Origin of the sequence: Bizionia sp. M204, assembly GCF_023205095.1 — a bacterium.
Taxonomy (GTDB): Bacteria; Bacteroidota; Bacteroidia; order Flavobacteriales; family Flavobacteriaceae; genus Algorimicrobium; species Algorimicrobium hallyeonense.
Map to the genome: position 1 here is coordinate 1,605,144 of NZ_CP046242.1, position 22,036 is coordinate 1,627,179.

The window sequence follows — 22,036 nt, forward strand, 5'->3', positions numbered from 1 at the left end:
AAACAAATATGATTTTTATCATATTTTTGAGTATATTAAGACAGTATTTTTGAACCATAACTTCTATCAGGTATGAGTGTTATATACATATTACTGAGTATCAGTATCGTAGTGGCCATTGGCTTTTTTATTGCTTTTGTTTTGGCAGTAAGAAGCGGTCAATTTGATGATGATTATACACCATCTGTCAGAATGCTATTTGAAGATGAACTCGTAAAAGAAAACCAAAAACAAACTATTAAAACCAAAAAGACTAATTAAAAATTATGGAAGTACAACAATTCTATTACGACAACAAGGTCGTTAAAAATTTCCTCTATGCCACCATGTTTTGGGGAGTTGTAGGTATGCTTGTAGGCTTACTTTTAGCATTTATGTTTTTATTTCCCAACTTAACCGATGGAATTTCGTGGTTAAGTTTTGGTAGATTAAGACCGTTACACACCAATGCAGTAATTTTCGCTTTTGTTGGTAATGCCATTTTTGCTGGTGTTTACTACTCAACACAACGACTTTTAAAAGCGAGAATGTATAGCGATGTTTTAAGTAAAATTAACTTTTGGGGTTGGCAACTTATTATTGTTGGTGCGGCCATAACATTACCATTAGGCTTTTCAACATCTAAAGAATATGCCGAGCTTGAATGGCCCTTTGATATTGCCATTGCTGTAGTTTGGGTTGTGTTTGGTGCCAATTTAATTGGAACTATGATTAAGCGTAGACAACGACATTTATATGTTGCTATTTGGTTTTATATAGCGACGTTTGTAACAGTTGCCGTACTTCATATTTTTAACAGTTTAGAAGTGCCTGTTAGTGCTTTTAAAAGTTACTCTGTATACGCAGGTGTTCAGGATGCATTGGTGCAATGGTGGTATGGACATAATGCTGTAGCATTTTTCTTGACAACACCATTTTTAGGTTTAATGTATTATTTTGTTCCTAAAGCGGCTAACAGACCTGTATACTCTTATCGTTTGTCCATTATTCATTTCTGGTCATTAATTTTTATATATATCTGGGCTGGACCCCACCACTTATTATACACAGCACTTCCAGAATGGGCACAAAATTTAGGTGTGGCGTTTTCTGTTATGTTATTAATGCCATCTTGGGGTGGAATGATTAACGGACTATTAACGCTTCGTGGTGCTTGGGACAAAGTACGTACAGATCCTGTTTTAAAATTTATGGTAGTGGCTATTACGGGTTACGGTATGGCAACTTTTGAAGGCCCCATGCTGTCTTTAAAAAATGTAAACGCCATTGGCCATTTTACCGACTGGATTATTGCGCACGTTCACGTAGGCGCATTAGCTTGGAACGGATTCTTGGCTTTCGGTATGATTTATTGGTTAATACCTCGCTTATTTAAAACAAAATTACACTCCATTGGTTTAGCTAATTTCCATTTCTGGATTGGTACTTTAGGTATCATTATGTATGCCTTACCATTATATGTTGCTGGATTTACACAAGCAAGTATGTGGAAGCAATTTAACCCAGATGGGACTTTAGTTTATGGTAACTTTTTAGAAACCGTTACTGAAATAATGCCTATGTATTGGATGCGTGCCATTGGAGGTACACTTTACCTAACAGGTATGTTAGTATTAGTCTATAACGTTATTATTACTGCTAAAAATGGTAGTAAAGTTACAGATGAATTAGCTGAAGCTCCAGCTTTGCAAAATGTTTCTAAAAGCCGTGTGGGTGGCGAAGGATGGCACTCTTGGTTAGAAAGAAAACCAGTTAGATTAACAATTTATGCAACCATTGCTATATTAATTGGTGGTATTGTCCAAATAGTACCGACCATTATGGTTAAATCCAATATACCTACAATTAGTAGCGTGAAACCATATACTCCTTTGGAATTAGAAGGTCGTGATATATACATCCGTGAAGGTTGTGTAGGTTGTCACTCTCAAATGGTAAGACCATTTAGAAGTGAAGTAGAACGCTATGGTGACTACTCCAAAGCTGGAGAGTTTGTTTATGACCACCCATTCCTATGGGGAAGTAAGCGTACAGGTCCAGATTTACATCGAATAGGTGGAAAATATTCAGACAATTGGCATTTTAATCACTTCTATGATCCGCAAAGCACCTCTTCCGGTTCTATTATGCCATCATACAAATGGTTTATTACCAATAAATTAGACAAGTCCATTACAGAAACTAAAATGGAAGCCATGGTTACTTTAGGTGTACCATATACAGAAGAGGACATTGCCAACGCACAACAAAACATGTTGGAGCAAGGAACAAAAATTGAACAGAATTTATATGCTGATCCTGATTTCGCAGCCACGTATGAGGCTGAAAAAGCTGCAGGTGGCGAAGATTTTGTTGAAATGCGTAATCGTGAAATTGTAGCCGTAATTGCATACATGCAACGATTAGGAACAGATATTAATGTAACTGATTTAGAAGAATAATCTAATAAAATAAACGATGTTAAAGTTTGTAAAAAATCACATGGACAGTATGGAGGGAATCGAGATTTACCCGATTATCTCTTTGCTAATATTTTTCATCTTTTTTGTAGTCTTATTTTGGTGGGTTGTAACCGCAAAAAAAGATTACATAGAAACTGTCAGCAATATACCATTAGATAACAACCAAAACCACGAAGAACTATGAGACAATCAATTCCAGCTTGGATAAGGATACCTATTATATTTTTCTTAATTGCTGGACTAGCAGAATTCTTTATAGAATCTGGTAGCCAACCAGCCTTTATTGAACAACCACTAGTTATGCTATTTTTAATATTTGTATTAATATTATTAATAGGGATTGAAGCTATTGTGAGCTCAATGGGTAATATTTTATACCAGAGTTTAGACGAAGCGGCAAAAGCACGATATGATGCTAAAAAAGAAAGTACATCTAAATTTGTTATATGGTTTAAAAAACTATACACCAAATCACTGGATTCCAAACCAATGGAAGAGGAACATGACATTATATTAGATCATAATTATGATGGCATTAGAGAGTTGGATAACAACTTACCGCCTTGGTGGATTTATAGTTTTTATGCTTCTATTGTATTTGCAGCGGTCTATTTAGTGAGATATCATGTTTTTGATGGTGAAAACCAATACGATGAATTGAATTCTGAATATGCCCAAGCAGCTATTGATATTGAAGAATATAAACGAACCGCAAAAAATTTAGTCGATGCTAATACAGTAGAAGTCTTAACAGGTGCAGCCGATTTAAGCGCTGGACAAGCCCTATATGAAGTTAACTGTGTGGCCTGCCACATGGCTGATGGTGGTGGTGGTATTGGACCAAACCTGACTGATGAACACTGGATTTTAGGCGGCGGTATTAAAAATGTATTTAAAACGGTTGCAGAAGGTGGTCGAGCCGGAAAAGGAATGATTGCATGGAAGCAGAGTTTATCTCCTCTTGAAATGGCACAAGTATCAAGTTATGTGTTAACATTTCAAGGTACAACAGCAGCTAACCCAAAAGAAGCTGAAGGGGATATTTGGGAAGACGATGCAGCAGAATAATACAATTAACAGAAATCATGGAACTAAAATAGTTTGGTGATTTCTGTTATCTATAAAAACAATAACCTAAAATAAACAACAGTGGAAAGCCCAGAAAACGAATCGTTTAGAGATACTATTGGCACATTAGATGACCAAGGTAAACGCGCATGGGTTTATCCAAAAAAACCTAGTGGTCGGTATTACGAATGGCGTAAAATAGTAAGTTATGCTTTGTTGGCCATTCTATTTGCTGCTCCTTTTATAAAAATAAATGGAAATCAGTTTTTATTGTTTAACATTTTAGAACGCCGTTTTAATATTTTTGGATTTCCTTTTTGGCCACAGGATTTCTACCTATTTGTAATATCTATGTTAATAGGTGTTATTTTTATTGCCCTATTTACCGTAGGTTTTGGTCGTATTTTTTGTGGATGGATTTGTCCACAAACCATTTTTATGGAAATGGTTTTCCGTAGAATTGAATATTGGATAGATGGCGATAGAAACAAACAACGCAAATTAGATAAACAGCCTTGGAATGCTGAAAAAATAAAAAAACGCTTACTTAAGTGGTTCATATTTTTAATTATTTCATTTTTAATTGCAAACATATTTTTAGCTTATTTAATAGGTAGTGATAAGCTTTTAAGATATATAGCAGACGGACCATCCGAACATTTAGGAACCTTATTTCCATTATTAATTTTTACAGCTGTTTTCTATTTTGTTTTTGCCTGGTTCAGAGAACAAGTTTGTATTATTGCTTGTCCTTACGGTCGCCTGCAAGGTGTGTTGCTAGATAATAAATCCATAGTTGTTGCTTATGACCATAAACGTGGTGAAGCTGAAAATGGTAGAAAGAAATTCCGAAAAAATGAAGATCGTGAAGCATTAGGTTATGGTGATTGTATTGATTGTTTACAATGTGTGCATGTCTGCCCAACGGGTATCGATATTAGAAACGGTACACAGCTAGAGTGCGTTAACTGTACAGCATGTATTGATGAATGCGATCATATTATGGAAAGTATTAACCTTCCTAAAGGTTTAATTCGCTATGCTAGTGAAGATGAAATTGAGAAAAAAGAAAAATTTAAATTAACACCAAGATTAAAAGGTTATATAGCTGTTTTAACAATTCTAGTTGGACTTTTGTCTGGTATGCTATTGCTGCGTAACGAAGTTGAAGCCAATATATTACGACTTCCAGGTCAATTATATGAACATAAAGAAGGCACTATTATTAGTAATGTTTTCACTTATAAGCTAGTAAATAAAACAACGAGAGAAATTGAAAATATTCACTTTAAATTAAGAAAATTTGAAGGCACGATTAAAGTTGTCTCTAATTCGGATACCTTTAATGTTCCACCTCAAGGTTTAGTGCAAGGAACTTTGTTTATTGAAATCGATCAGAAAGATTTAAGTGGCGATAAAAACCGTTTAATGATTGAAGTATATAGCAACGATGACCTTATTGAAACTGAAACGGTGAACTTTCTAGGTCCACGAAGTTATAATTAAACGTGTAGCTTGCAATTAATATTAAAAAAACCGTTTTACGGAGTCTATTATGAAAATAAATTGGGGTACTGGTATGGTGTTAGCATTGATAGGGTTTATTGCCTTTATCATGTTTTTTGTAATTAAGATGAGTGTAGATGATACCTATCAACACGATTTAGTAACCGAAGATTACTACCAACAAGAATTAAAGGTTGAAGGTAATATGGCGCGTGAGCAAAAGGGCAATAAATTAGCCCAAAATGTACGTGTAACACAAAGTGAAGAAGGTATTCTTATAAGCTTCCCAGATTCTTTAAATGCTTCAGAGATATCAGGAAATGTAATTTTATACAGACCATCCAATAAGAAGTTTGATTTTGAGGTACCCATTTCTTTAACGACTCAAAACATGCTTATTCCGGAAGATAAATTATTAGGTGGACGTTGGAATTTAATTATTGAATGGGAATATAACGGAAATGCATATCGCTTCAAGAAAGAAATAAGATACTAGCATGTTATGGTCAGCACTTATATTGGGCTTACTAGGTAGTTTTCACTGCGTTGGTATGTGTGGACCTATTGCCTTTATGCTACCCGTAGACCGCAGTAATTCCACTCGAAAAGTTACGCAAATTACTCTATATCATTTTGGGCGTATTTTGGCTTATAGCTTAATTGGACTTGTTTTTGGCCTTATTGGCAAAAGCTTATATATTTTTGGACTCCAACAACAACTCTCTATTATTATAGGAGTTTTAATGATTGTTGCCATTCTTATTCCTTATAAGACATTCAATAAATACAACTTTTCGAAACCGCTACATAAAGTCATTTCAAAAATTAAATCTGGTTTGGGAGCTGCCCTTAAAAAGAAAACAGCCGATACGTTTTTAACTATTGGTTTTCTTAACGGTTTTCTTCCTTGTGGTTTAGTTTATATGGCCGTTTTTGGCTCTTTAGCTAGTGCGAATGCCTTTCAAGGCGCACTCTATATGTCCTTATTTGGAATTGGAACTGTTCCATTAATGACCACCGCTATCTATTTAGGAAAATTTTTAAATGCAACCATTAAACAGCGTATTCAAAAAGCCATTCCGATTTTCGTTGTAATTATTGGGTTGTTATTTATTCTTCGTGGTTTAGGGTTGGGCATACCTTACCTCTCGCCTGCTCCAATTGTTGAAAATGTGTCAAGTGAAATAGATTGTCATTAAAAAAGCTTCCAATATACATTGAAAGCTTTTACTTCTTTTCACCATTATCTAGTATATTCCTTTAAAACACATACGACACATTTGCATAGAAATTTCGACCTTGACGCGGAATATTATTCCAGTCTGCATAAGTTGAATAATTAGCATCTAATATGTTTTCTACGCCATACTTGAAAATCATTTTATTATTCTTCACATATAAAATATTACCCAAATTAAGGTTTAAAACAGCATAAGCTGATGTATTGTCCTCTCCATAATAGCTACTATAACGACTTTGATTACCATTTCCTTCCAACTGTAAGGCTACATTAAACGTTGTAAGATTATAGGCTATTTCCGCTACATATGAGAAAGGTTTGATAAGTGGTAAATTCTCACCATTACTTCCTGATCCATAATTGTAGCCTAAAGTTGCATTTGCCGATAGTTTATCGGTAAAATCATAACTAGCATTTATAAATACATCAAAGATAGACGCATAAGATAACGCATTATAAACGCGTACACCATCTGCACCAATAGTCATAGCACTTAAGCTTGGATCTATTTCACCAATAATGTAATCCATAATGTAGAAATAAGATGCCTCGACACCTACTTGAAAGCGTTTTTTATAATAGTTTGCTTTGGCATTAACTTCCATAGCCTTTTCATTATTTAATGTTGGATTTCCTATATAATCATTATTGTCAAAGCTGTTAAAGAGGAAAAAACCATAACCTTCGCTAACCGAAGGTGCGCGTTCACCATAGCCAAGACCAAAACTAGCATCGTAGGTTTTAGTTTTTAGCTTATAATCAGCAGAAATACTCATTAAAAACCGATTTTTACTATCCGTTAAATCTGGATAGAAAATTTGTAAACTTTCTAATCCTACTTGCTCTGCAATGGTATTATTATGAAAACTAAATCTAGCGGAAGCTGTCAATGTTGATTTATCACTTAATGTAATAGCATCTTTGGCAAAAACTCCTGAATATAACGTTCTAATATCGGGCCACGTGTACATAAACATAGCTGGTTGATTGGGGTCATTTGGATACATGGTCATTTCGGCAACAGAACGATTATAAAACCCGTTTAAATTGATTAATAAATCGTGTTTATTTTCTTTAAATCCTACTTTACTGTAAAACCCATAGGTGTCACTCCAGCCTGGCATATCCATTCTAATTGGAACATCTGGACGTTTGGAATCGTCCATAATATGCGTTATGGTATTATAATATAGTTTAGATTCCCAAGATTTCACCAACGTGGAATCATTTTTATACGTGTGCGTTAAAGAAGTAATTAAAGCTTCGGCTAAAGACACATCCATAGGTAATGCTGGATACCCAACATCTGTTGCTTTATCGTAAATAAGATTAGCATCTATAGTATGCTTTTCATTTAATTTATAACCACTTTGAACCGAAACATTGTATTTTTCAAATTGCGAGTACAAAACTTCTTGATTATTTCCGGCATCATAATTATCAGATTTTCGATAAATACCATCTGCATTAATATAAAATTTATTTCCTGAGTACTCTAAATCTAAACCAGCTGTTCGGTAATTTCCGTTGGTTTCATAGCCTAAATCCGCACTACCTTTAAAACCAAAATCATAATATTTAGATTGCGGTAACTGTAAGTCGATGCCACCACCAATAACATGACCATTTTCTGTTCCTTCTTGCCCAGATCCTATGTTTACTTTTTCTAAATTAGACACATCAACGTAGGATGTTATTGGGTCCATTTTATCTGTACAGGCACCAAAAATTTGCATCCCATCAATAGTAACGTTCAAACGTTCGCTAGTCATGTTGTTCATGGTAGGCTCCCAGGCATAATTTCCACGTTTAATCATGGTAATTTTATTCGATTTCTCTAAATAATCATCCACACTGGACAACGTTTTCTCTTGTCGATAATTACTTAATTTGCGCTGTCCAATCAAAATAACCTCTTGGAGTTGCGTGGTATCCTTTTCTACGGTAGTTTCTACTTCTTGTGCATACATAAAAGCACTAAACAAGAAACCTATGCCGTATATAATATACTTTTTCATAGCTAAATAGTGTTTTGGGAAACCTATAGATAGCATAGCCAAAAGCAAGCTATCTATAGGTTTTAAATAAGATTTGAATTAAAATTCAAGTTCCAAATAAAGGCTGCTTTGAATGTTGTCCTCCGTTACATTTTCACCTTTAAGAATTTCACCTTGACCATCCATAAGCTTTAGGTTTAACACCCAATACCCTGTCATAGTTAAGGTTAAATTGGCATGATACAGATTGTCAGAAGAATTGTATGTTAAGTTCGTGTTATTTGGTGAACTATGATTACCCATTCCTGGCATTCTTGGATCTAATGATAGACTGTAATTTTGAACCGCTGGGAAAGACATCATGTTTTCCATTTCATAAACACCCAATACCAACTCATTATTTCCAATAATGGGGTTTGTTGGCGCCACCATGGCAACTACATAACGTTTATCATCACTACCAACAAAACTAGACACATTTTGATCTTCATTTTGCATAACTGTAATGTCTGAAGTAGCTGAATAATCCACGTTATCAATGGTGTAGTTTACCGTTAATGACCAACCTGTTCCATCCGTAAAAGCCATTTGATAAATGATATTTCCTTTGTAAAAGGTGTTTTTACCTGGTTCTTTAGTCGGGTTAGCATTCGGGCAAGAATGTTGCATAGTTGGCATCTGCATTACAGGCATCCAGCTTATTGATGCATTTTCAACATAGTCATTTGTGGTATTATCTTTAATACGAACGCTAATGGCATTATATCCTGTATAAAAACGGCCAGAAGCATTAAATAATTCAATAGTATGTGTGCTATTTGTAAGTTCTTGAACTTTATTAAGGCCTTCCACTTCATTTACAATTGGCGTATCGAAATTCGTGTCATCGTCAGAACAAGCCGTTGTGAATAAAGCGATGAATAATACAGGTAAGATATATTTTAGTTTCATTTTGTATTGTGTTTTGAGTTTAGTTTAGCTAATTAATTACCAGTACAGATAGTATAAATAACTGTTCACGGATAAAAAATATACTAAAAATTAGATTGTAAAAACTATGCCTACACCATAATGCATGGGTAGAAACAGAAAAACTAGTTGTTTTTTAACACTAAAAAATTAACTAAAATCTGGAGGAGGTGTTTCCACGGATAATGACTGATTGTCAAGCCTTGGTGTGTATGAATAAATAGAAACCGCCACACGATTTACAGTTTCCAATTGATCTGAAATAACATTAATTTCTGAAACGAAGAAGACATCTAAAGTTTGACGTTTAACCGTATTTTGAGCTGGCGATTTACCATCCGTTCCAGTTTCATTCTTAGCGAGTTCAGTTTTCAGTTGACACTTTCCGTTACAACCTTGCTGATCCTCCTTTTGAATACAAAGGGTTTTAGCAATGAAGTCTTGATTTAAAACAAAATCTGTAACAATAACCAACGAATTAATGTTGTGTGCTAACAAAATTAGCACAAGCACATGAGCGGTTATTATATGTGAAACTGTTTTAATCATATGACAAATTTAAGAATTCATCTATTATAATTTCATGATAAAAATCACATTTAACTATAAATTAAAATGTTTAAAATACGCCTGAATCAAGTCTTCTAGATTAGTTAAAGACGTTTTAGCCATAATCAAATTATTACTTTCTCGTAACACGCTAATTTCGTCTAACATAGGTACTAACACCACATGTAACTGATCATGTGACGCACCGGTCATGGTACAATTTTTAATAACATAACTGGTTTGTTTGGAAAGTTTATTACCTAATTCTTTATAATTTTCAGATTTCTCAGCTTTGAATTCATTAATGACAGCCTCCATGTTTTTAACACCTTCATGCGTTTCAGCATTCACAAGCCATTTATCTCCTTTGTTAAAGGTTAACTGTAAGGTATCTGTTATAGATGTTTTATGGCCAATTTCATCTGTATTAGTTGATTTGTTTTCGCTTTTGCAACTTGTAAAAAGCACGACGCATGCCAGTAAAATAAAGAGAATAGGTTTCATATTAAAAGTCTTTTTTCTTGGATTTTTGAACAATACGTAAAACAGGTAAAAGCACCCAAACTACGAGCATGGTAAAGGATACTATTAAGCCGAAACTCGTTCCAAAAAATTGTTTAAAAACGGCTCCCGTGTAACCAAGTAAAGCCGAAATATCAAGTTTTAACAAAATGAGTGTTCGTGATAAATCTACCGGATTTAAAACGGTTCCAATTAATGATAATTTATCAAGAGGATAATCTTCAAAAAACAATAAAGACATTAAAAACAACCCATCATAAATAACGGCAAGAAAAAGCCACATTAAGATAGCATACCCAAAACCTTTTATTTTATTTTCGTTGGATAAGGCTATGTTAAATGCCAAAGCAGTAAAAATAAGTGTTAAAAACACACCTGTTATGAGCAAGAGACTAAAATCCCAAATGGCATTGGACATAAACAAACCGTAGAATACAAACGGTATTCCGAGTCCTAAAATTAAACTCATAGACAGCGAAATAGCTACACCCAAATATTGTCCTAAAAATATAGATGAACGTTTTAAAGGTTGTGCTAATAGAAGCTCTGTAAATTCTTTAGAATTATAATAATACATAACACCAAAAATAGTCCCAATAAGTGGCACTAAAATAATGATGACATTCATTAGGGTTATAACTGCTTTTGAAAGGTCATTATTAAGAAATAATAACACGATACCTAATAATAAATAAAAGGCAAAATACACGTAACTCCAACGGCTACGCATAAGGTCGTAAAAACTATATTTTAATATTTTAAACATGATTTGTAGTTAAGATGGATGCAATTGCGTGTTCTAAATCTGGTTGATTGGTTTGTGCTTTTAGCGCCGGAATACTGCCTTTAAAATATATTTTCCCTTCTAAAAGGAAAACGATTTCATCAGAGATTTCTTCCACAAAACTCATAATATGCGATGTAATTAACACCGTTTTACCTTTGGCTTTCTCCGCTTTAATTAGCTCTTTTAATCGGATTAGAGCTATAGGATCTAAACCAGTTGTTGGCTCATCTAAAATAACCAATGGACTATCAAACATAAAAGTTAATAGAATATTTACTTTCTGTTTGGTTCCTCCAGATAGCTGACCGAGTTTTTTATCAATAAAAGGTTCTAATTTAAACATTTGGATTAGAGCCTCTTCGTTGGTTGAATTACCTCTTAAGTCCTTAATCATTTTAATAAGTTCTTTTACCTTTAGGTTACTTGGAAAATTAGCAATTTGAGGTAAATAATCTATTTGCTTTCTGTAATTAGAATCCTTTTTAATAGATTTTCCATGAATAGAAATAGTTCCTTGATCTGGAATAACCATACCTAATATGGATTTAATGAGTGTGGTTTTCCCAGAACCATTAGGTCCTAATACGGCAAAAATACCACCTTCATTAATATCTAAATCTAGACCAATTAGAACGTTATTTTTGCCAAATTTTTTATGTAAATTTTCAACACTTACCATGTTATTTTTTTAATTTTAGGGTTATTATCCAGTAAGTTATCTGGTGTAAATACAGGTGATACTTTTTCAGAGAAATCAATAATATCAATAAATAAACTACGTAGTAAAATAATAGTCTCTGGCGTCCGGTTTACAATATATGAAAAGAGTTTAACAGGTCTGTATGGTACATCACCGACACCATCTTTATCCAAATCATACCCCGTATAATTACTCCAATAATTACCATCAAATTCATTGTCATGCACTTTGCTATTATAGGCCATATCAAAGGAGTTATATAAAAAGTTATTGCCCTTAAACGTGTTTGAATAGCAAGCGCCAAGAACTTTTATAGCCCAGCCGTTACTTATAAAGTTGTTGTTTTCATAGCGGATGCGGTTGGAACCTTCTGTATTAATACCAATAGTGTTTTGTTCAAATATATTGTACATAATTTCGGCATCATTTATTTCTTTAAGCAATAAACCATAAGACGCCGTTCCCCAATTTTCTCTAAAAATATTGTTATACATTTTTATTTTTTTTGAAAACATAACGGCTACGCCTGCCCCATTTTTTTCAAACAGATTATCTTGATAAATATCATCATTCGAAAACATAAAATGCAATCCGTAACGCACGTTATGAGAACTCACATTATTTTTTATGGTGCAATCATCTGAAAATTCTAAATAAATACCATCACGAACACGCTGCACAATATTATTTTCTATATCAATATTGTGGCTATACCATAATTGAATACCATTTCCAGAGTTATATTCTTCTTTTGCATCGCCAATTATTTTGTTATTACTAATTTTTCCGTTTTTAGATTTTTCAACATAAATTCCAAAAAATAATTTTTCTAATACCAGATTTTTGACAACAAAATTTTCAACACGTTTCAAGCGTATAGCTGCATAATCTGACGTATAACTTGTTCCTACGTTCTTTATAAATAAACCGTCCACTGTAACACTATCCGCAGTAATGGTAATAATTTCGCCTTTCATTTCCCCGTCAATAACGGGATAATCCTTGCCAATAATGGTTAGTGGTTTATTAACGAGTACGTCAATTTCTTTGTAGATTCCTTTTTCAATAATAATAGTATCATTTGCTTGTGCAGCATCAATACCGCCTTGTAGGGTTTTGATATCACAGGTTTTGCAAACTCTAATATTTTGAGAGAAGACTGAATTTCCCACTAGTAATATGAGAATAGCAGCTACTATATGGTGCTTTTTTAATGGCATCATAACATGTTTTAGTGTTTAAATATGTTCGAAATTACTCTTATAGGTGCTCCAATAAGGCATCCCATGTATAAATGTCGCCACCTTGTTCTGCCTGCACTGTTTCCGCTTCTTGTTTGGTTTTAAATGCTGTTAAGAAGGCACCCATAGGACTTGGAACGTTTTTACTAATTAAAAACGTAGCCGTAGTTGCATCAATAAGCGTTTCAGGTTCATTAAAGTGGTTGGTTAAATATAGCTTAATTTCTTCGGTATCAAAATCATCCATAAAATTAACCATGCACTCGGAGGCATCAAATTTGTAAACTTTGCCTTTGTGCGTGACAACCTCGGCTCCGTGTACTTTATCTACTATTGTCATTTTACAGAAATGACATGCATCTTGACCGTAGTTTATAGGTTCTGGTTTTACCGTACACGACGTAATAGTAACGCCAAGAAGTAGTATTAAAATTAATTGTTTCATTAGTGTTTAGTGTTTAATGTTTTTTCAAATTGTTTACTGGGTTGTTTGCTTTAATGTTGCTTTTCTTCCTAACCAAAAAGCAACAAGGGTTAAAGACATGCCTATAAACATTAAGTATCCTCCAATATGAGGCCATGAATCTACATCAAAATTCAGTAATTTTTGATATCCAATTAATGGTGGTTTATAGGACATTGGAGTACCATCTGGGTTTGTAACCTTAATAATGGCATGGGGATCTAAATTACTCCCATAATCAATTAACCAATTATTAAAATCATACATTCCTAATACGCCTAAAATAGACATTAATAAAAACCATCCTAAGAAGAATTTATAGCTTATTTTTTCTAAAAACCCAAGAAATCCTATGACAACACCAAGAATTACCATACCAGTAATAACTTTAGGGAATACTGAAAACTCCCACATCTCTTCAGGTTTCGGTATGGTTTTCATACCAATGTAATGGTTTAACCCATCAATATTTTGAAGATCGAATTCTGTTATACCTTTAATACCATCAATATAAATATCCATGCCTAAAGGTTCCGGATATTGAGGTGCTCCCAGCATAATATTCCAAAGCGGAAATTTAAAAAGTCCCAATAACAATAACGATCCTATTATCATTATAATGCCAGCCTTTTTCATAATATAAAGTTTTTATAATTAACCATTTAGTTAATAGTGATTTAAAAAGAAAGGCGAGAGCGAATCATCTACTCTCGCCTTATTAGGAAAATAAACACTAAAACAAAATTCTCCTATTCTTTAATTTAATTTATTCACCGAGTGACCAAGACAATTCTATATCAGAATCAGCTGGTGACACACGAATATATCCTTGCATTTCTTGGTGTAATGCTGAACAGAAATCCGTACAGTAAAACGGCCATACACCAACTTGCTTAGCTTCCCATGTTAAGGTTCTTGTTTGACCTGGCATAATTAATAATTCGGCATTATTAGCACCAATCATAGCAAAACCATGCGGTACATCAAAATCCTGCTCCAGGTTGGTTATGTGGAAGAATACTTTATCTCCTACTTTAACGCCTTCAATGTTATCTGGTGAGAAGTGGCTACGAATCATGGTCATGTAGATATGTACATTTTTACCATCACGAACTACTTTAACCTCACTCTCATTAGTTGCCTTTTTAGGGTGTTTATTGTCTGCTAACTTAAAGAATTTAACAGAATTGTCTTTAATAATTTCGGCCGGAATAGATGCGGCATAATGAGGTTCTCCGTGTGTTGGGAAATCATATAAAAGCTCCATTTTATCGCCAGAAATATCATATAATTGCGCAGAATGCTCCATTTCTGGACCTACAGGCAAATAGCGATCTTTCGTAATTTTGTTCATGGCAAACATGTACTTACCAAATGGTTTTCTAGAGTTTCCTCCAGGAATTGTTAGGTGACCAACAGAGTAATACGTAGGTTTTCTATCCAACACTTCCCAAGTACCTAATTTCCATTTTACTACTTCAGAAGAAATAAAGAACGTTGTATATGCATTTCCTTGACCATCAAATTCTGTATGTAAAGGTCCTAAACCTGGTTGCTCAACTGATCCAGCTAAAACATCTTCAAAGTTTAAAATTGGAATTCCATAAGCTTCTCCATCAAATTTTTCTTTCTCTATAGCATCAAGCATTTTTGTAAATGAATGCACGGTTAAGTTAGCTGACAATTTACCGTTACCTACAATATATTCTCCAGAAGGATCTACATCACAACCATGAGGGGATTTAGGTGTTGGTAAAAAGTATACCGCACCTGGAACCTCTGCTGGATTAACAACGCGTACTTCTTTTTTCATTGTTGATGTAGCTGTATGCGTTTCATCACTATGTAAGTTGTGCGCATAATTTGCTGGCATCATTGTACCACCGCCATTATTTACATATTCTTCAATTTTTTTCCAGTTAATGGCTGCAATAAAATCTTTATCGTTTTGAGATGCATTCACCTCTAATAAAGAGTTTGCTTCCTCTGTATTATAAGTTGTGAAGAAAAACCATCCATGAGATTTCCCACGACCAGGGTGCGATAAGTCATAGTTAAAACCTGGCATTAATATTTGGAATTTAATATCCATATGACCATGTTCTGGATCAACACTAATGAAGGTTAAGGCACCTTTAAAGTTTCCTTTGTAATCTTTTATTGACATATCACGCTGTGGTACTGGAACAGAAAAACGCGTTCCTGCAACTACATACTCCGTGTTTTCAGTAATAAAAGACGAACTGTGGTTACCAGCACTATTTGGAACTTCAATAATTTCTTCAGTTTCAAATGTTTTTAAACTAATTCTAGCAATACGTGGCGTATTATTTCCATTAATAAAAATCCAACGACCATCTAATTCACCATTTGTTTGTGAAATATCTGGGTGATGCGAATCATCCCAAGGAATAAAACCATAAGATGTTTCTAGCATTGGTTTGGTTTCTTCAGAATAACCATAACCGTTGGTTGGAAACTGCGAGAAAACTGGAATTTCCTTAAACATACGTCCAGAAGGTAATCCATAAACTGTTAAGTTTCCACTATAACCTCCCGACATGAAAGCATAATGCGAATCATGCTCACCAGGAGCTACGTACACCTTTTCAGCCGCACTAGAGCCTAATGCCCCTTTGTTTGATGTTTGCGTTGAATTATTGCAACTTGTAAAGGCAAGTGCCGCAACCATCAATCCTATTGATAATTTAAATTTATTTTTCATCATTTATTTAGTTTTAAGTGTTTTCTAATTATTCTGTTGGTGGCAACAATACTTTGTCAATTACATGAACAATACCATTTCCTGCTGGAATGCTTGCTAATATTTTAGCGCCTCCAATCATAGGTTCACCGTCAATAACTTCTACTGTCAAACTTTGATTGTTTGCTTGACCCAGTTTTTTGAACTTGGTTAAAAATTCTTTAGAATAGTTACCTGGGGTTACATGGTACTTCAAAATATTTGCTAAAGCATCCTTGTTTTCAGGTTTCAACAAATCTTCAACAGTTCCTGCTGGCAAAGCTGCAAACGCTTCATTTGTTGGTGCAAAAACCATTAAAGGTCCTGCATTAACAAGTGCATTTTCTAATTGTGCAGCTTGAACCGCAGCAACTAGTGTTGTATGGTCTGGGGAACCTATTGCTATTTGTAATACATTTGGAGTTGATCCATCATCTTCAATAAAAGCCTGACCAGTTCGTTCTGTTGTTTCTGTAGCTGCTGGTTTGTCAGCTTCAACCGAAGTCCCTTCAGCGTTTTCATTCTTACAGCCTAAAAAAAGTGATAAGCAAAAGGCCGAAAGCATTAGTTTTTTAATTGGTTTCATAGTTTTTGGTTATTATAAGGTTCTAAAATATTCTAATACAGCTCTAGCCTCCTCTTCCGTAAGGTTCTGATTAGCCATTGGCGACCCATTAAATTCCATTAATAATTCTTTAGATAATGGATCTTCTTTAACCATTTGTACAGGATTCAAAATCATGTTCATAACCCATTCTGGCGTTCTGCGCTCCAAAATACCTGTTGGTGCAGGTCCAATAAATTTCTTGTCAACCCTATGGCAAGCGGTACACATTTTTTGGTAAATGTCAGCACCTTTATCAGCCATGGCCTGATCTATATTAGCATCCAAAGTTAGCGAGGTAATTGGCCCAACACCTTTACTAGTTAAGTCAACGCGTTTAGAAGGCGGTACTACCGCTTCTTTTGGTGTTGTAGTTGTTGTTTCTGTTTTAGGAGCTTTTTTGTCATAAGAAAAAGTTTCTTTTTTCTTCTCTTCCTTTCCGCCGCAACCAATTAAGGCGATTGCGAATAATAATGTCATTAGTTTTAGTGATGTTCTCATAGTGTATTTAAAATTTATAGGTCAAAAGTAAGAATAAAGCTGAATGAAAAATATGACAAAAATCATATTTCAAATATATTTAGGATAATTTTATCCCTTTTTACCATCAACCTGATTTATAATACCTTAAAATAGGGAAAAACATAAAAAAAGCCAAGCTATTTGCCCGGCTCTTTCTCTTCAATAAAAAAAATTACTATGAAATTACTATGAAAATTAAATTTTAAATGTCATTACTGGCAATGTGGAATGGTTGGCTATATCCTCTGAAATACTGCCTTCAAAAAAATGAGCAATTCCTTTTCTACCGTGCGTAGCAATTGCTACCAGATCAGCACCAATCAGGTTAGCAAAGTTTGAAATGCCATTTTCTACCGTATAATCACTGACATAAGTGACTTTTGATAAACTTTCTAAATCACCTTCTGCTTTTTTAAGGAATGCAACAATTTTGCCTTCCATCTCTGCAGTACTCTTAAAGTTTTCTCCGGGTAAGTTAACGTACACCATATTCATATTTGCACCTAAAATTCTGCACATATCTTTTGCTTTAAGATAAGCAGAAACAGAATCGTCTGAAAAATCTGATGCAAAAACAATAGTTTCAAATTCGGTTAAAATAGGATTATGCTTAATAACCAAAACGGGTATATCTGAATAGCGAACTACCTTTTCAGTATTAGAACCCACAAAGTATTCCTTAATTCCGCTGCTACCTTGAGATCCCATGATAATTAAATCTGCTTGGTGTGCTTTAGCAACCTCGTTTACTTCCCTAAACACTTTAAAGTGCTTTACAATTGGTGTAACTTTTACACCTTCTAAATAAGATTTATCTAAAAATTCGCCAAAACGTTTTTCGGCCAATTTTATTAAAAACAAGGATTCCATTTGGCCATCAGAACCTTTTGTTAAAATAGTTTCAGACATTTCTAACATGTGCAATGCTAAAATTTCAGCATTATTTTTTTTGGCTAAAATGGCTGCTGTTTCTAATGCGTATTCCGAATATTCTGAAAAATCTATCGGTACAATTATTTTTTTCATGATGTGGTAATTTTATTAAAAACGAAAACAAATTGTTAAAACGTTTTTGGGTTGATTATGATTTAATTGATATCGTTTAATTTTAAATGGTCATTGAAAATAATTGTGATTCAGGTTGTTTTCTCTGAAGCAACAAATCGAAAGCCATACATACATTTCTAACATAAGGCTTTCCTTTTTCTGTGACCGTAATTGAATCCGTATTTATAAGTATTAAACCATCTGTTTCCAATTCATTTAATTGAACTAAAACCTCCGGTAACTCTTTAAAATAATTTGAATTTAAGCTCCATTTGGTTTCAAAATGGCACATGAGGTTTAAAATATGACGTCTAATTATTAAGTCCTCTGAATTTAAAATATGACCTCTAAACACCGGAATAACATGGGTATCTAAACGCTTGTAATAATCTTCAATTTTCTTTTCATTTTGTGCAAAACCATACCAACTATCGCTAATAGCCGAAACGCCTAAACCTACCATAATTTGAGTCTTACTAGCAGTATAACCCATAAAATTTCGATGTAGTTTTTTGGTCTCTGTAGCTTGATATAAACTATCCGTTTTTAAGGCGAAATGATCCATACCAATTTCCACATAACCACAAGCATCTAATTCTTCCTTTCCTAATTCATACTGCTTACGTTTGCTTTCTGCTGAAGGCAAATCGCTATCCTTAAAACCGCGCTGCCCATTTCCTTTTATCCATGGCACATGCGCATAACTATAAAAAGCAATGCGGTCTGGCTTTAATGCTTTGGTTTTACTAATTGTTTCAGCAACATGAGCTTCTGTTTGAAACGGTAAACCAAAAATAATATCATGACTTACTGATGTATAACCTATTTCACGGGCTTCTTCTGTAACACGCTTCACGTTTTCAAACGGTTGAATTCTATGAATAGCTTTCTGCACTGTTTCATTATAGTCTTGAACACCGTAACTTACCCGGCGAAAACCTAAATTATATAATGTTTGTAAATGTGCTTTCGTTGTATTATTTGGATGACCTTCAAAACTGAATTCGTAATTCTCTGCTTTTTTAGCCATGGCAAAAATGCCATTAATGAGTCGTTCTAAATTTTTAGGTGAAAAAAAAGTGGGTGTTCCACCACCTAAATGCAACTCTTTAATTTGAGGTGTGTTTCCTAATAATTCCACATAGAGTCGCCATTCCTTTAACACATAATTTATGTAAGGCGATTCTACTTCATGTCTAGTAGTAATGCGTTTGTTACATCCACAGAAGGTGCATAAACTTTCACAAAACGGTAAATGTATATACAGGCTAATACCTTCACTTTCATTACTTTCATTAAAGGATTTTTTTAAGCTATTTTCCCATTTGCCAATGGAAAAGGTAGCATCATCCCAATATGGAACCGTTGGATAGCTAGTGTATCTCGGACCCGCTACATTATATTTGTTTACTAGTACCTTTGTCATACCTCTCTAAATAATAAGCAAAACTAAAATCTTTTACACGATTAAAATATGATAATTATCATACAATAAAGTCCGTGTATTTCATTTTAAGTAAAAAAATATGTAACTTTCGGATAAACATAAAAACAAATAAATCAGATGAAAAAATTAAGCCTTTTAGCGCTTGTAGTTACTTTAGCGTTTGCTACAAGTTGTAAAAATGATAAAAAAGAAAATACAGAAATGGAAAACACAGAAACCGAAGTGGTTACTGAAACCATGACTGAAGAAGCCGTTGTAACTGCTAAAAAAGTAACGGCTGAGTTAAACGCAAAAAGCGGTAGTAATGTTACTGGAAATGTGGTTTTTAAAGAAGAAAATGGAACGGTTTCCATGACAGCTATTGTAAGTGGATTAGAGCCTGGTATGCATGCTATTCATTTACACGAAACAGCAGATTGTTCATCAGATGATGGAACCTCATCAGGAGGCCATTGGAATCCAACAGGCGAACCTCACGGAAAATGGGGTGATGCAGCAGGCTATCATAAAGGAGATATTGGTAACCTAGAAGCGGATGAAAAAGGAAATGCTACTATTTCAATGAGCACAGACGAATGGTGTATTGGCTGTGGCGATCCAGCCAAAGATATTATTGGAAAAGCAGTAATTGTGCATAAAGGTGTAGATGATTTTACAACACAACCTACTGGAGATGCTGGAGCACGTGTTAGTTGTGCTGGTATTATTGAATAAAACAATACTGAAATAATAATTAAAAGGCTGCCTTGTGCAGCTTTTTTTATTGCTAATTATTTCCTAATTTGGACACTTAATACAAACTATATGCAGTTAGAAACTTTGGTTTCACAATTTCAAGACAAAAACGAAAAAGCATTTGAAACGCTTTACAATATGTATAGCGAAAGTATGCATGGTGTTATTTATAATATTGTTCGTGATAATGACCTTGCAGAAGAAGTCATGCAAGATGTCTTTATTAAGGCTTGGAACAATTCAGCTTCATATTCTTCAAAAAAAGGACGTTTTTTTACTTGGATTCTCAATATCGCTAGAAATGCCGCTATTGATAAAACACGATCTAAAACCTTTAAGAATTCGAAAAAAAACCTTCAAGCCGATTTTTTCGTAGATATATTAGAAGATCAGGATAGCTTAAATGATAAAACAAATGCTATCGGTATTAAAAAATTTGTAGACAAATTAGCAAAAAAGTGTATTGAGGTAATCGAGTTATTATACTTTAAAGGCTATACACAAAAAGAAGCTTCTGAAACTTTAGATATGCCCATTGGCACGATTAAAACCAGAAACAGAAATTGCATCAATGAGCTACGAATTATGTTAGACGTAAATTAATGACAAATCAAGAATACATAGAGTCTGGAATTTTAGAGCTGTATATAGCTGGTAGTCTTTCTGATGAAGAAAACGAAGCAGTTTATAACCAACTCCTTGAAAATCCAGATTTATTAGACGAGGTTTTAAAAATTGAAGCTGCCGTTATGCAGCTTACTGCAGCTGTTTCTCCTTCAGACTCCAAACACTTATTTAAGGCTGTTAAAGAAAAATTAGGCTTGGATACGGATGCGGATTCTAAAGTGATTCCGCTACATCAACCTAAAACAAATTACTTGGCATATTCTGGCTGGGCAGCATCTGTGTTGCTAGCTGTAGGTTTAATGTACTTCTTTAATCAAAATAACACATTAAAATCTGATATTCAAGTTGTTGAAACAGAATTACAAAAACAAACTATTGATAATACCTTATTAGAAGAGCGTATAACTAAAACCACCGCAAACTTAACGGAAGCTCAAAAATTATTATCGGTTATACGGGATAAAGATATTCTTTCTGTTCCGCTTGCAGGTCAAGCTGTTTCGCCAGAATCTTATGCTAATGTATATTGGGATAAAGAGGGCAACACGGTTTATTTAGATGTGCAAGGTTTACCTGAACCTCCGGCTGGAAAAGTATACCAAGTATGGTCCTTAACCTTAAATCCACTTGCTCCTACTAGTCTAGGAACAATAGACAACTTTACCAGCAATACCAACAAAATATTTACCATAGAAAATGCCAATCAATCGGAAGCATTTGGAATTACATTAGAGCCTGCTGGCGGTAGTCCAACGCCAACTATGGAACAATTGTATACGCTTGGTGCTGTTACTTCAGAATCTTAAT

24 protein-coding genes are annotated in these 22,036 nt (G+C 34.1%); 10 read left to right on the forward strand and 14 right to left on the reverse strand.

Going from position 1 to position 22,036, the window contains the following annotated elements; translation table 11 throughout:
• Positions 1 to 72 precede the first annotated feature (72 nt).
• The 7 genes from ccoS (at position 73) to GMA17_RS07180 (ending at position 6,235) form a co-directional block, all read left to right on the forward strand.
• The gene (ccoS, locus tag GMA17_RS07150) at positions 73 to 261 is read left to right on the forward strand and encodes a cbb3-type cytochrome oxidase assembly protein CcoS (RefSeq protein WP_066252177.1); all 189 of its coding nucleotides are present in this window, start codon (positions 73 to 75) and stop codon (positions 259 to 261) included.
• Positions 262 to 266: 5 nt separating this feature from the next.
• On the forward strand, positions 267 to 2,441 hold the full coding sequence (gene ccoN / locus GMA17_RS07155) for a cytochrome-c oxidase, cbb3-type subunit I (protein WP_066252174.1): 2,175 nt from the start codon (positions 267 to 269) through the stop codon (positions 2,439 to 2,441).
• Positions 2,442 to 2,457: 16 nt separating this feature from the next.
• Positions 2,458 to 2,646 carry a cytochrome C oxidase subunit IV gene (locus GMA17_RS07160; RefSeq protein WP_066252170.1) on the forward strand — a complete coding sequence of 63 codons (189 nt, stop codon included), beginning with the start codon at positions 2,458 to 2,460 and terminating at the stop codon, positions 2,644 to 2,646.
• Positions 2,643 to 3,530, forward strand: a complete 888-nt coding sequence (locus tag GMA17_RS07165; protein ID WP_248400499.1) for a cbb3-type cytochrome c oxidase N-terminal domain-containing protein — start codon at positions 2,643 to 2,645, stop codon at positions 3,528 to 3,530. The genes GMA17_RS07160 and GMA17_RS07165 overlap by 4 nt, the downstream gene beginning before the upstream one ends.
• Before the next feature lie 81 nt (positions 3,531 to 3,611).
• Positions 3,612 to 5,036: a cytochrome c oxidase accessory protein CcoG gene (gene ccoG, locus GMA17_RS07170; RefSeq protein ID WP_248400501.1), complete on the forward strand. Its 1,425-nt coding sequence runs from the start codon at positions 3,612 to 3,614 to the stop codon at positions 5,034 to 5,036.
• Between the two features lie 49 nt (positions 5,037 to 5,085).
• On the forward strand, positions 5,086 to 5,532 hold the full coding sequence (locus GMA17_RS07175; protein WP_248400503.1) for a FixH family protein: 447 nt from the start codon (positions 5,086 to 5,088) through the stop codon (positions 5,530 to 5,532).
• A 1-nt stretch (position 5,533) separates the two neighbouring features.
• Complete coding sequence (locus GMA17_RS07180) at positions 5,534 to 6,235, forward strand: sulfite exporter TauE/SafE family protein (RefSeq protein ID WP_248400505.1); 702 nt, start codon at positions 5,534 to 5,536, stop codon at positions 6,233 to 6,235.
• Positions 6,236 to 6,296: 61 nt separating this feature from the next.
• On the opposite strand, the gene GMA17_RS07185 is transcribed toward GMA17_RS07180, so the two are convergent.
• The 14 genes from GMA17_RS07185 to hemN form a co-directional block, all read right to left on the reverse strand.
• Positions 6,297 to 8,294, reverse strand: coding sequence for a TonB-dependent receptor (locus tag GMA17_RS07185; protein ID WP_248400507.1), 1,998 nt, complete (start codon positions 8,292 to 8,294; stop codon positions 6,297 to 6,299).
• A 78-nt stretch (positions 8,295 to 8,372) separates the two neighbouring features.
• On the reverse strand, positions 8,373 to 9,224 hold the full coding sequence (locus GMA17_RS07190) for a hypothetical protein (RefSeq protein WP_248400509.1): 852 nt from the start codon (positions 9,222 to 9,224) through the stop codon (positions 8,373 to 8,375).
• 168 nt (positions 9,225 to 9,392) lie between these two features.
• A complete protein-coding gene (locus tag GMA17_RS07195) occupies positions 9,393 to 9,791 on the reverse strand; it encodes a hypothetical protein (protein WP_248400511.1) in 399 nt (132 codons plus the stop codon).
• 54 nt (positions 9,792 to 9,845) lie between these two features.
• Positions 9,846 to 10,295, reverse strand: coding sequence for a hypothetical protein (locus tag GMA17_RS07200; RefSeq protein WP_248400513.1), 450 nt, complete (start codon positions 10,293 to 10,295; stop codon positions 9,846 to 9,848).
• 1 nt (position 10,296) lies between these two features.
• Entirely contained in the window at positions 10,297 to 11,079 is a 783-nt protein-coding gene (locus GMA17_RS07205) for an ABC transporter permease (protein ID WP_248400515.1), read from the reverse strand.
• On the reverse strand, positions 11,072 to 11,779 hold the full coding sequence (locus GMA17_RS07210; RefSeq protein ID WP_248400517.1) for an ABC transporter ATP-binding protein: 708 nt from the start codon (positions 11,777 to 11,779) through the stop codon (positions 11,072 to 11,074). Before GMA17_RS07210 ends, GMA17_RS07205 begins: the two co-directional genes overlap by 8 nt.
• Entirely contained in the window at positions 11,773 to 13,020 is a 1,248-nt protein-coding gene (locus tag GMA17_RS07215) for a nitrous oxide reductase family maturation protein NosD (RefSeq protein ID WP_248400628.1), read from the reverse strand. The genes GMA17_RS07210 and GMA17_RS07215 overlap by 7 nt, the downstream gene beginning before the upstream one ends.
• Positions 13,021 to 13,060: 40 nt before the next feature.
• Positions 13,061 to 13,486 (reverse strand): nitrous oxide reductase accessory protein NosL, encoded by a 426-nt coding sequence (locus GMA17_RS07220; RefSeq protein WP_248400519.1) that lies wholly within the window; start codon positions 13,484 to 13,486, stop codon positions 13,061 to 13,063.
• 33 nt (positions 13,487 to 13,519) lie between these two features.
• On the reverse strand, positions 13,520 to 14,140 hold the full coding sequence (locus tag GMA17_RS07225) for a hypothetical protein (RefSeq protein WP_248400521.1): 621 nt from the start codon (positions 14,138 to 14,140) through the stop codon (positions 13,520 to 13,522).
• Positions 14,141 to 14,270: 130 nt separating this feature from the next.
• Positions 14,271 to 16,229: a Sec-dependent nitrous-oxide reductase gene (gene nosZ, locus GMA17_RS07230; protein WP_248400629.1), complete on the reverse strand. Its 1,959-nt coding sequence runs from the start codon at positions 16,227 to 16,229 to the stop codon at positions 14,271 to 14,273.
• 28 nt (positions 16,230 to 16,257) lie between these two features.
• Complete coding sequence (locus tag GMA17_RS07235; protein WP_248400523.1) at positions 16,258 to 16,833, reverse strand: fasciclin domain-containing protein; 576 nt, start codon at positions 16,831 to 16,833, stop codon at positions 16,258 to 16,260.
• A gap of 12 nt (positions 16,834 to 16,845) precedes the next feature.
• A complete protein-coding gene (locus GMA17_RS07240) occupies positions 16,846 to 17,352 on the reverse strand; it encodes a cytochrome c (RefSeq protein ID WP_248400525.1) in 507 nt (168 codons plus the stop codon).
• Positions 17,353 to 17,568: 216 nt separating this feature from the next.
• Entirely contained in the window at positions 17,569 to 18,399 is an 831-nt protein-coding gene (locus tag GMA17_RS07245) for a universal stress protein (protein ID WP_248400527.1), read from the reverse strand.
• An 82-nt stretch (positions 18,400 to 18,481) separates the two neighbouring features.
• Positions 18,482 to 19,846 (reverse strand): oxygen-independent coproporphyrinogen III oxidase, encoded by a 1,365-nt coding sequence (hemN, locus tag GMA17_RS07250; protein WP_248400529.1) that lies wholly within the window; start codon positions 19,844 to 19,846, stop codon positions 18,482 to 18,484.
• Positions 19,847 to 19,984: 138 nt separating this feature from the next.
• Between hemN and GMA17_RS07255 the strand changes: the two genes are divergently transcribed.
• From GMA17_RS07255 to GMA17_RS07265, 3 genes are all read left to right on the forward strand, one after another.
• Positions 19,985 to 20,581, forward strand: a complete 597-nt coding sequence (locus GMA17_RS07255) for a superoxide dismutase family protein (RefSeq protein WP_248400530.1) — start codon at positions 19,985 to 19,987, stop codon at positions 20,579 to 20,581.
• A 90-nt stretch (positions 20,582 to 20,671) separates the two neighbouring features.
• Positions 20,672 to 21,205, forward strand: coding sequence for an RNA polymerase sigma factor (locus GMA17_RS07260; protein ID WP_248400532.1), 534 nt, complete (start codon positions 20,672 to 20,674; stop codon positions 21,203 to 21,205).
• Positions 21,205 to 22,035: an anti-sigma factor domain-containing protein gene (locus GMA17_RS07265; protein ID WP_248400534.1), complete on the forward strand. Its 831-nt coding sequence runs from the start codon at positions 21,205 to 21,207 to the stop codon at positions 22,033 to 22,035. The genes GMA17_RS07260 and GMA17_RS07265 overlap by 1 nt, the downstream gene beginning before the upstream one ends.
• The last annotated feature ends 1 nt before the right edge of the window (position 22,036 follow it).

Excerpts from the sequence above, each read along its gene's own strand:
- GMA17_RS07265 (WP_248400534.1), top strand. The coding sequence starts at position 21,205 with ATGACAAATCAAGAATACATAGAGTCTGGAATTTTAGAGCTGTATATA.
- ccoN (WP_066252174.1), top strand. The coding sequence starts at position 267 with ATGGAAGTACAACAATTCTATTACGACAACAAGGTCGTTAAAAATTTC.
- GMA17_RS07165 (WP_248400499.1), top strand. The coding sequence starts at position 2,643 with ATGAGACAATCAATTCCAGCTTGGATAAGGATACCTATTATATTTTTC.
- GMA17_RS07235 (WP_248400523.1), bottom strand. The coding sequence starts at position 16,833 with ATGAAACCAATTAAAAAACTAATGCTTTCGGCCTTTTGCTTATCACTT.
- GMA17_RS07245 (WP_248400527.1), bottom strand. The coding sequence starts at position 18,399 with ATGAAAAAAATAATTGTACCGATAGATTTTTCAGAATATTCGGAATAC.
- GMA17_RS07260 (WP_248400532.1), top strand. The coding sequence starts at position 20,672 with ATGCAGTTAGAAACTTTGGTTTCACAATTTCAAGACAAAAACGAAAAA.
- GMA17_RS07240 (WP_248400525.1), bottom strand. The coding sequence starts at position 17,352 with ATGAGAACATCACTAAAACTAATGACATTATTATTCGCAATCGCCTTA.
- ccoS (WP_066252177.1), top strand. The coding sequence starts at position 73 with ATGAGTGTTATATACATATTACTGAGTATCAGTATCGTAGTGGCCATT.
- GMA17_RS07205 (WP_248400515.1), bottom strand. The coding sequence starts at position 11,079 with ATGTTTAAAATATTAAAATATAGTTTTTACGACCTTATGCGTAGCCGT.
- hemN (WP_248400529.1), bottom strand. The coding sequence starts at position 19,846 with ATGACAAAGGTACTAGTAAACAAATATAATGTAGCGGGTCCGAGATAC.
- GMA17_RS07215 (WP_248400628.1), bottom strand. The coding sequence starts at position 13,020 with ATGCCATTAAAAAAGCACCATATAGTAGCTGCTATTCTCATATTACTA.
- GMA17_RS07225 (WP_248400521.1), bottom strand. The coding sequence starts at position 14,140 with ATGAAAAAGGCTGGCATTATAATGATAATAGGATCGTTATTGTTATTG.
- GMA17_RS07185 (WP_248400507.1), bottom strand. The coding sequence starts at position 8,294 with ATGAAAAAGTATATTATATACGGCATAGGTTTCTTGTTTAGTGCTTTT.
- GMA17_RS07210 (WP_248400517.1), bottom strand. The coding sequence starts at position 11,779 with ATGGTAAGTGTTGAAAATTTACATAAAAAATTTGGCAAAAATAACGTT.
- nosZ (WP_248400629.1), bottom strand. The coding sequence starts at position 16,229 with ATGAAAAATAAATTTAAATTATCAATAGGATTGATGGTTGCGGCACTT.
- GMA17_RS07255 (WP_248400530.1), top strand. The coding sequence starts at position 19,985 with ATGAAAAAATTAAGCCTTTTAGCGCTTGTAGTTACTTTAGCGTTTGCT.
- GMA17_RS07160 (WP_066252170.1), top strand. The coding sequence starts at position 2,458 with ATGTTAAAGTTTGTAAAAAATCACATGGACAGTATGGAGGGAATCGAG.
- GMA17_RS07200 (WP_248400513.1), bottom strand. The coding sequence starts at position 10,295 with ATGAAACCTATTCTCTTTATTTTACTGGCATGCGTCGTGCTTTTTACA.
- GMA17_RS07190 (WP_248400509.1), bottom strand. The coding sequence starts at position 9,224 with ATGAAACTAAAATATATCTTACCTGTATTATTCATCGCTTTATTCACA.
- GMA17_RS07195 (WP_248400511.1), bottom strand. The coding sequence starts at position 9,791 with ATGATTAAAACAGTTTCACATATAATAACCGCTCATGTGCTTGTGCTA.
- GMA17_RS07220 (WP_248400519.1), bottom strand. The coding sequence starts at position 13,486 with ATGAAACAATTAATTTTAATACTACTTCTTGGCGTTACTATTACGTCG.
- GMA17_RS07180 (WP_248400505.1), top strand. The coding sequence starts at position 5,534 with ATGTTATGGTCAGCACTTATATTGGGCTTACTAGGTAGTTTTCACTGC.
- GMA17_RS07175 (WP_248400503.1), top strand. The coding sequence starts at position 5,086 with ATGAAAATAAATTGGGGTACTGGTATGGTGTTAGCATTGATAGGGTTT.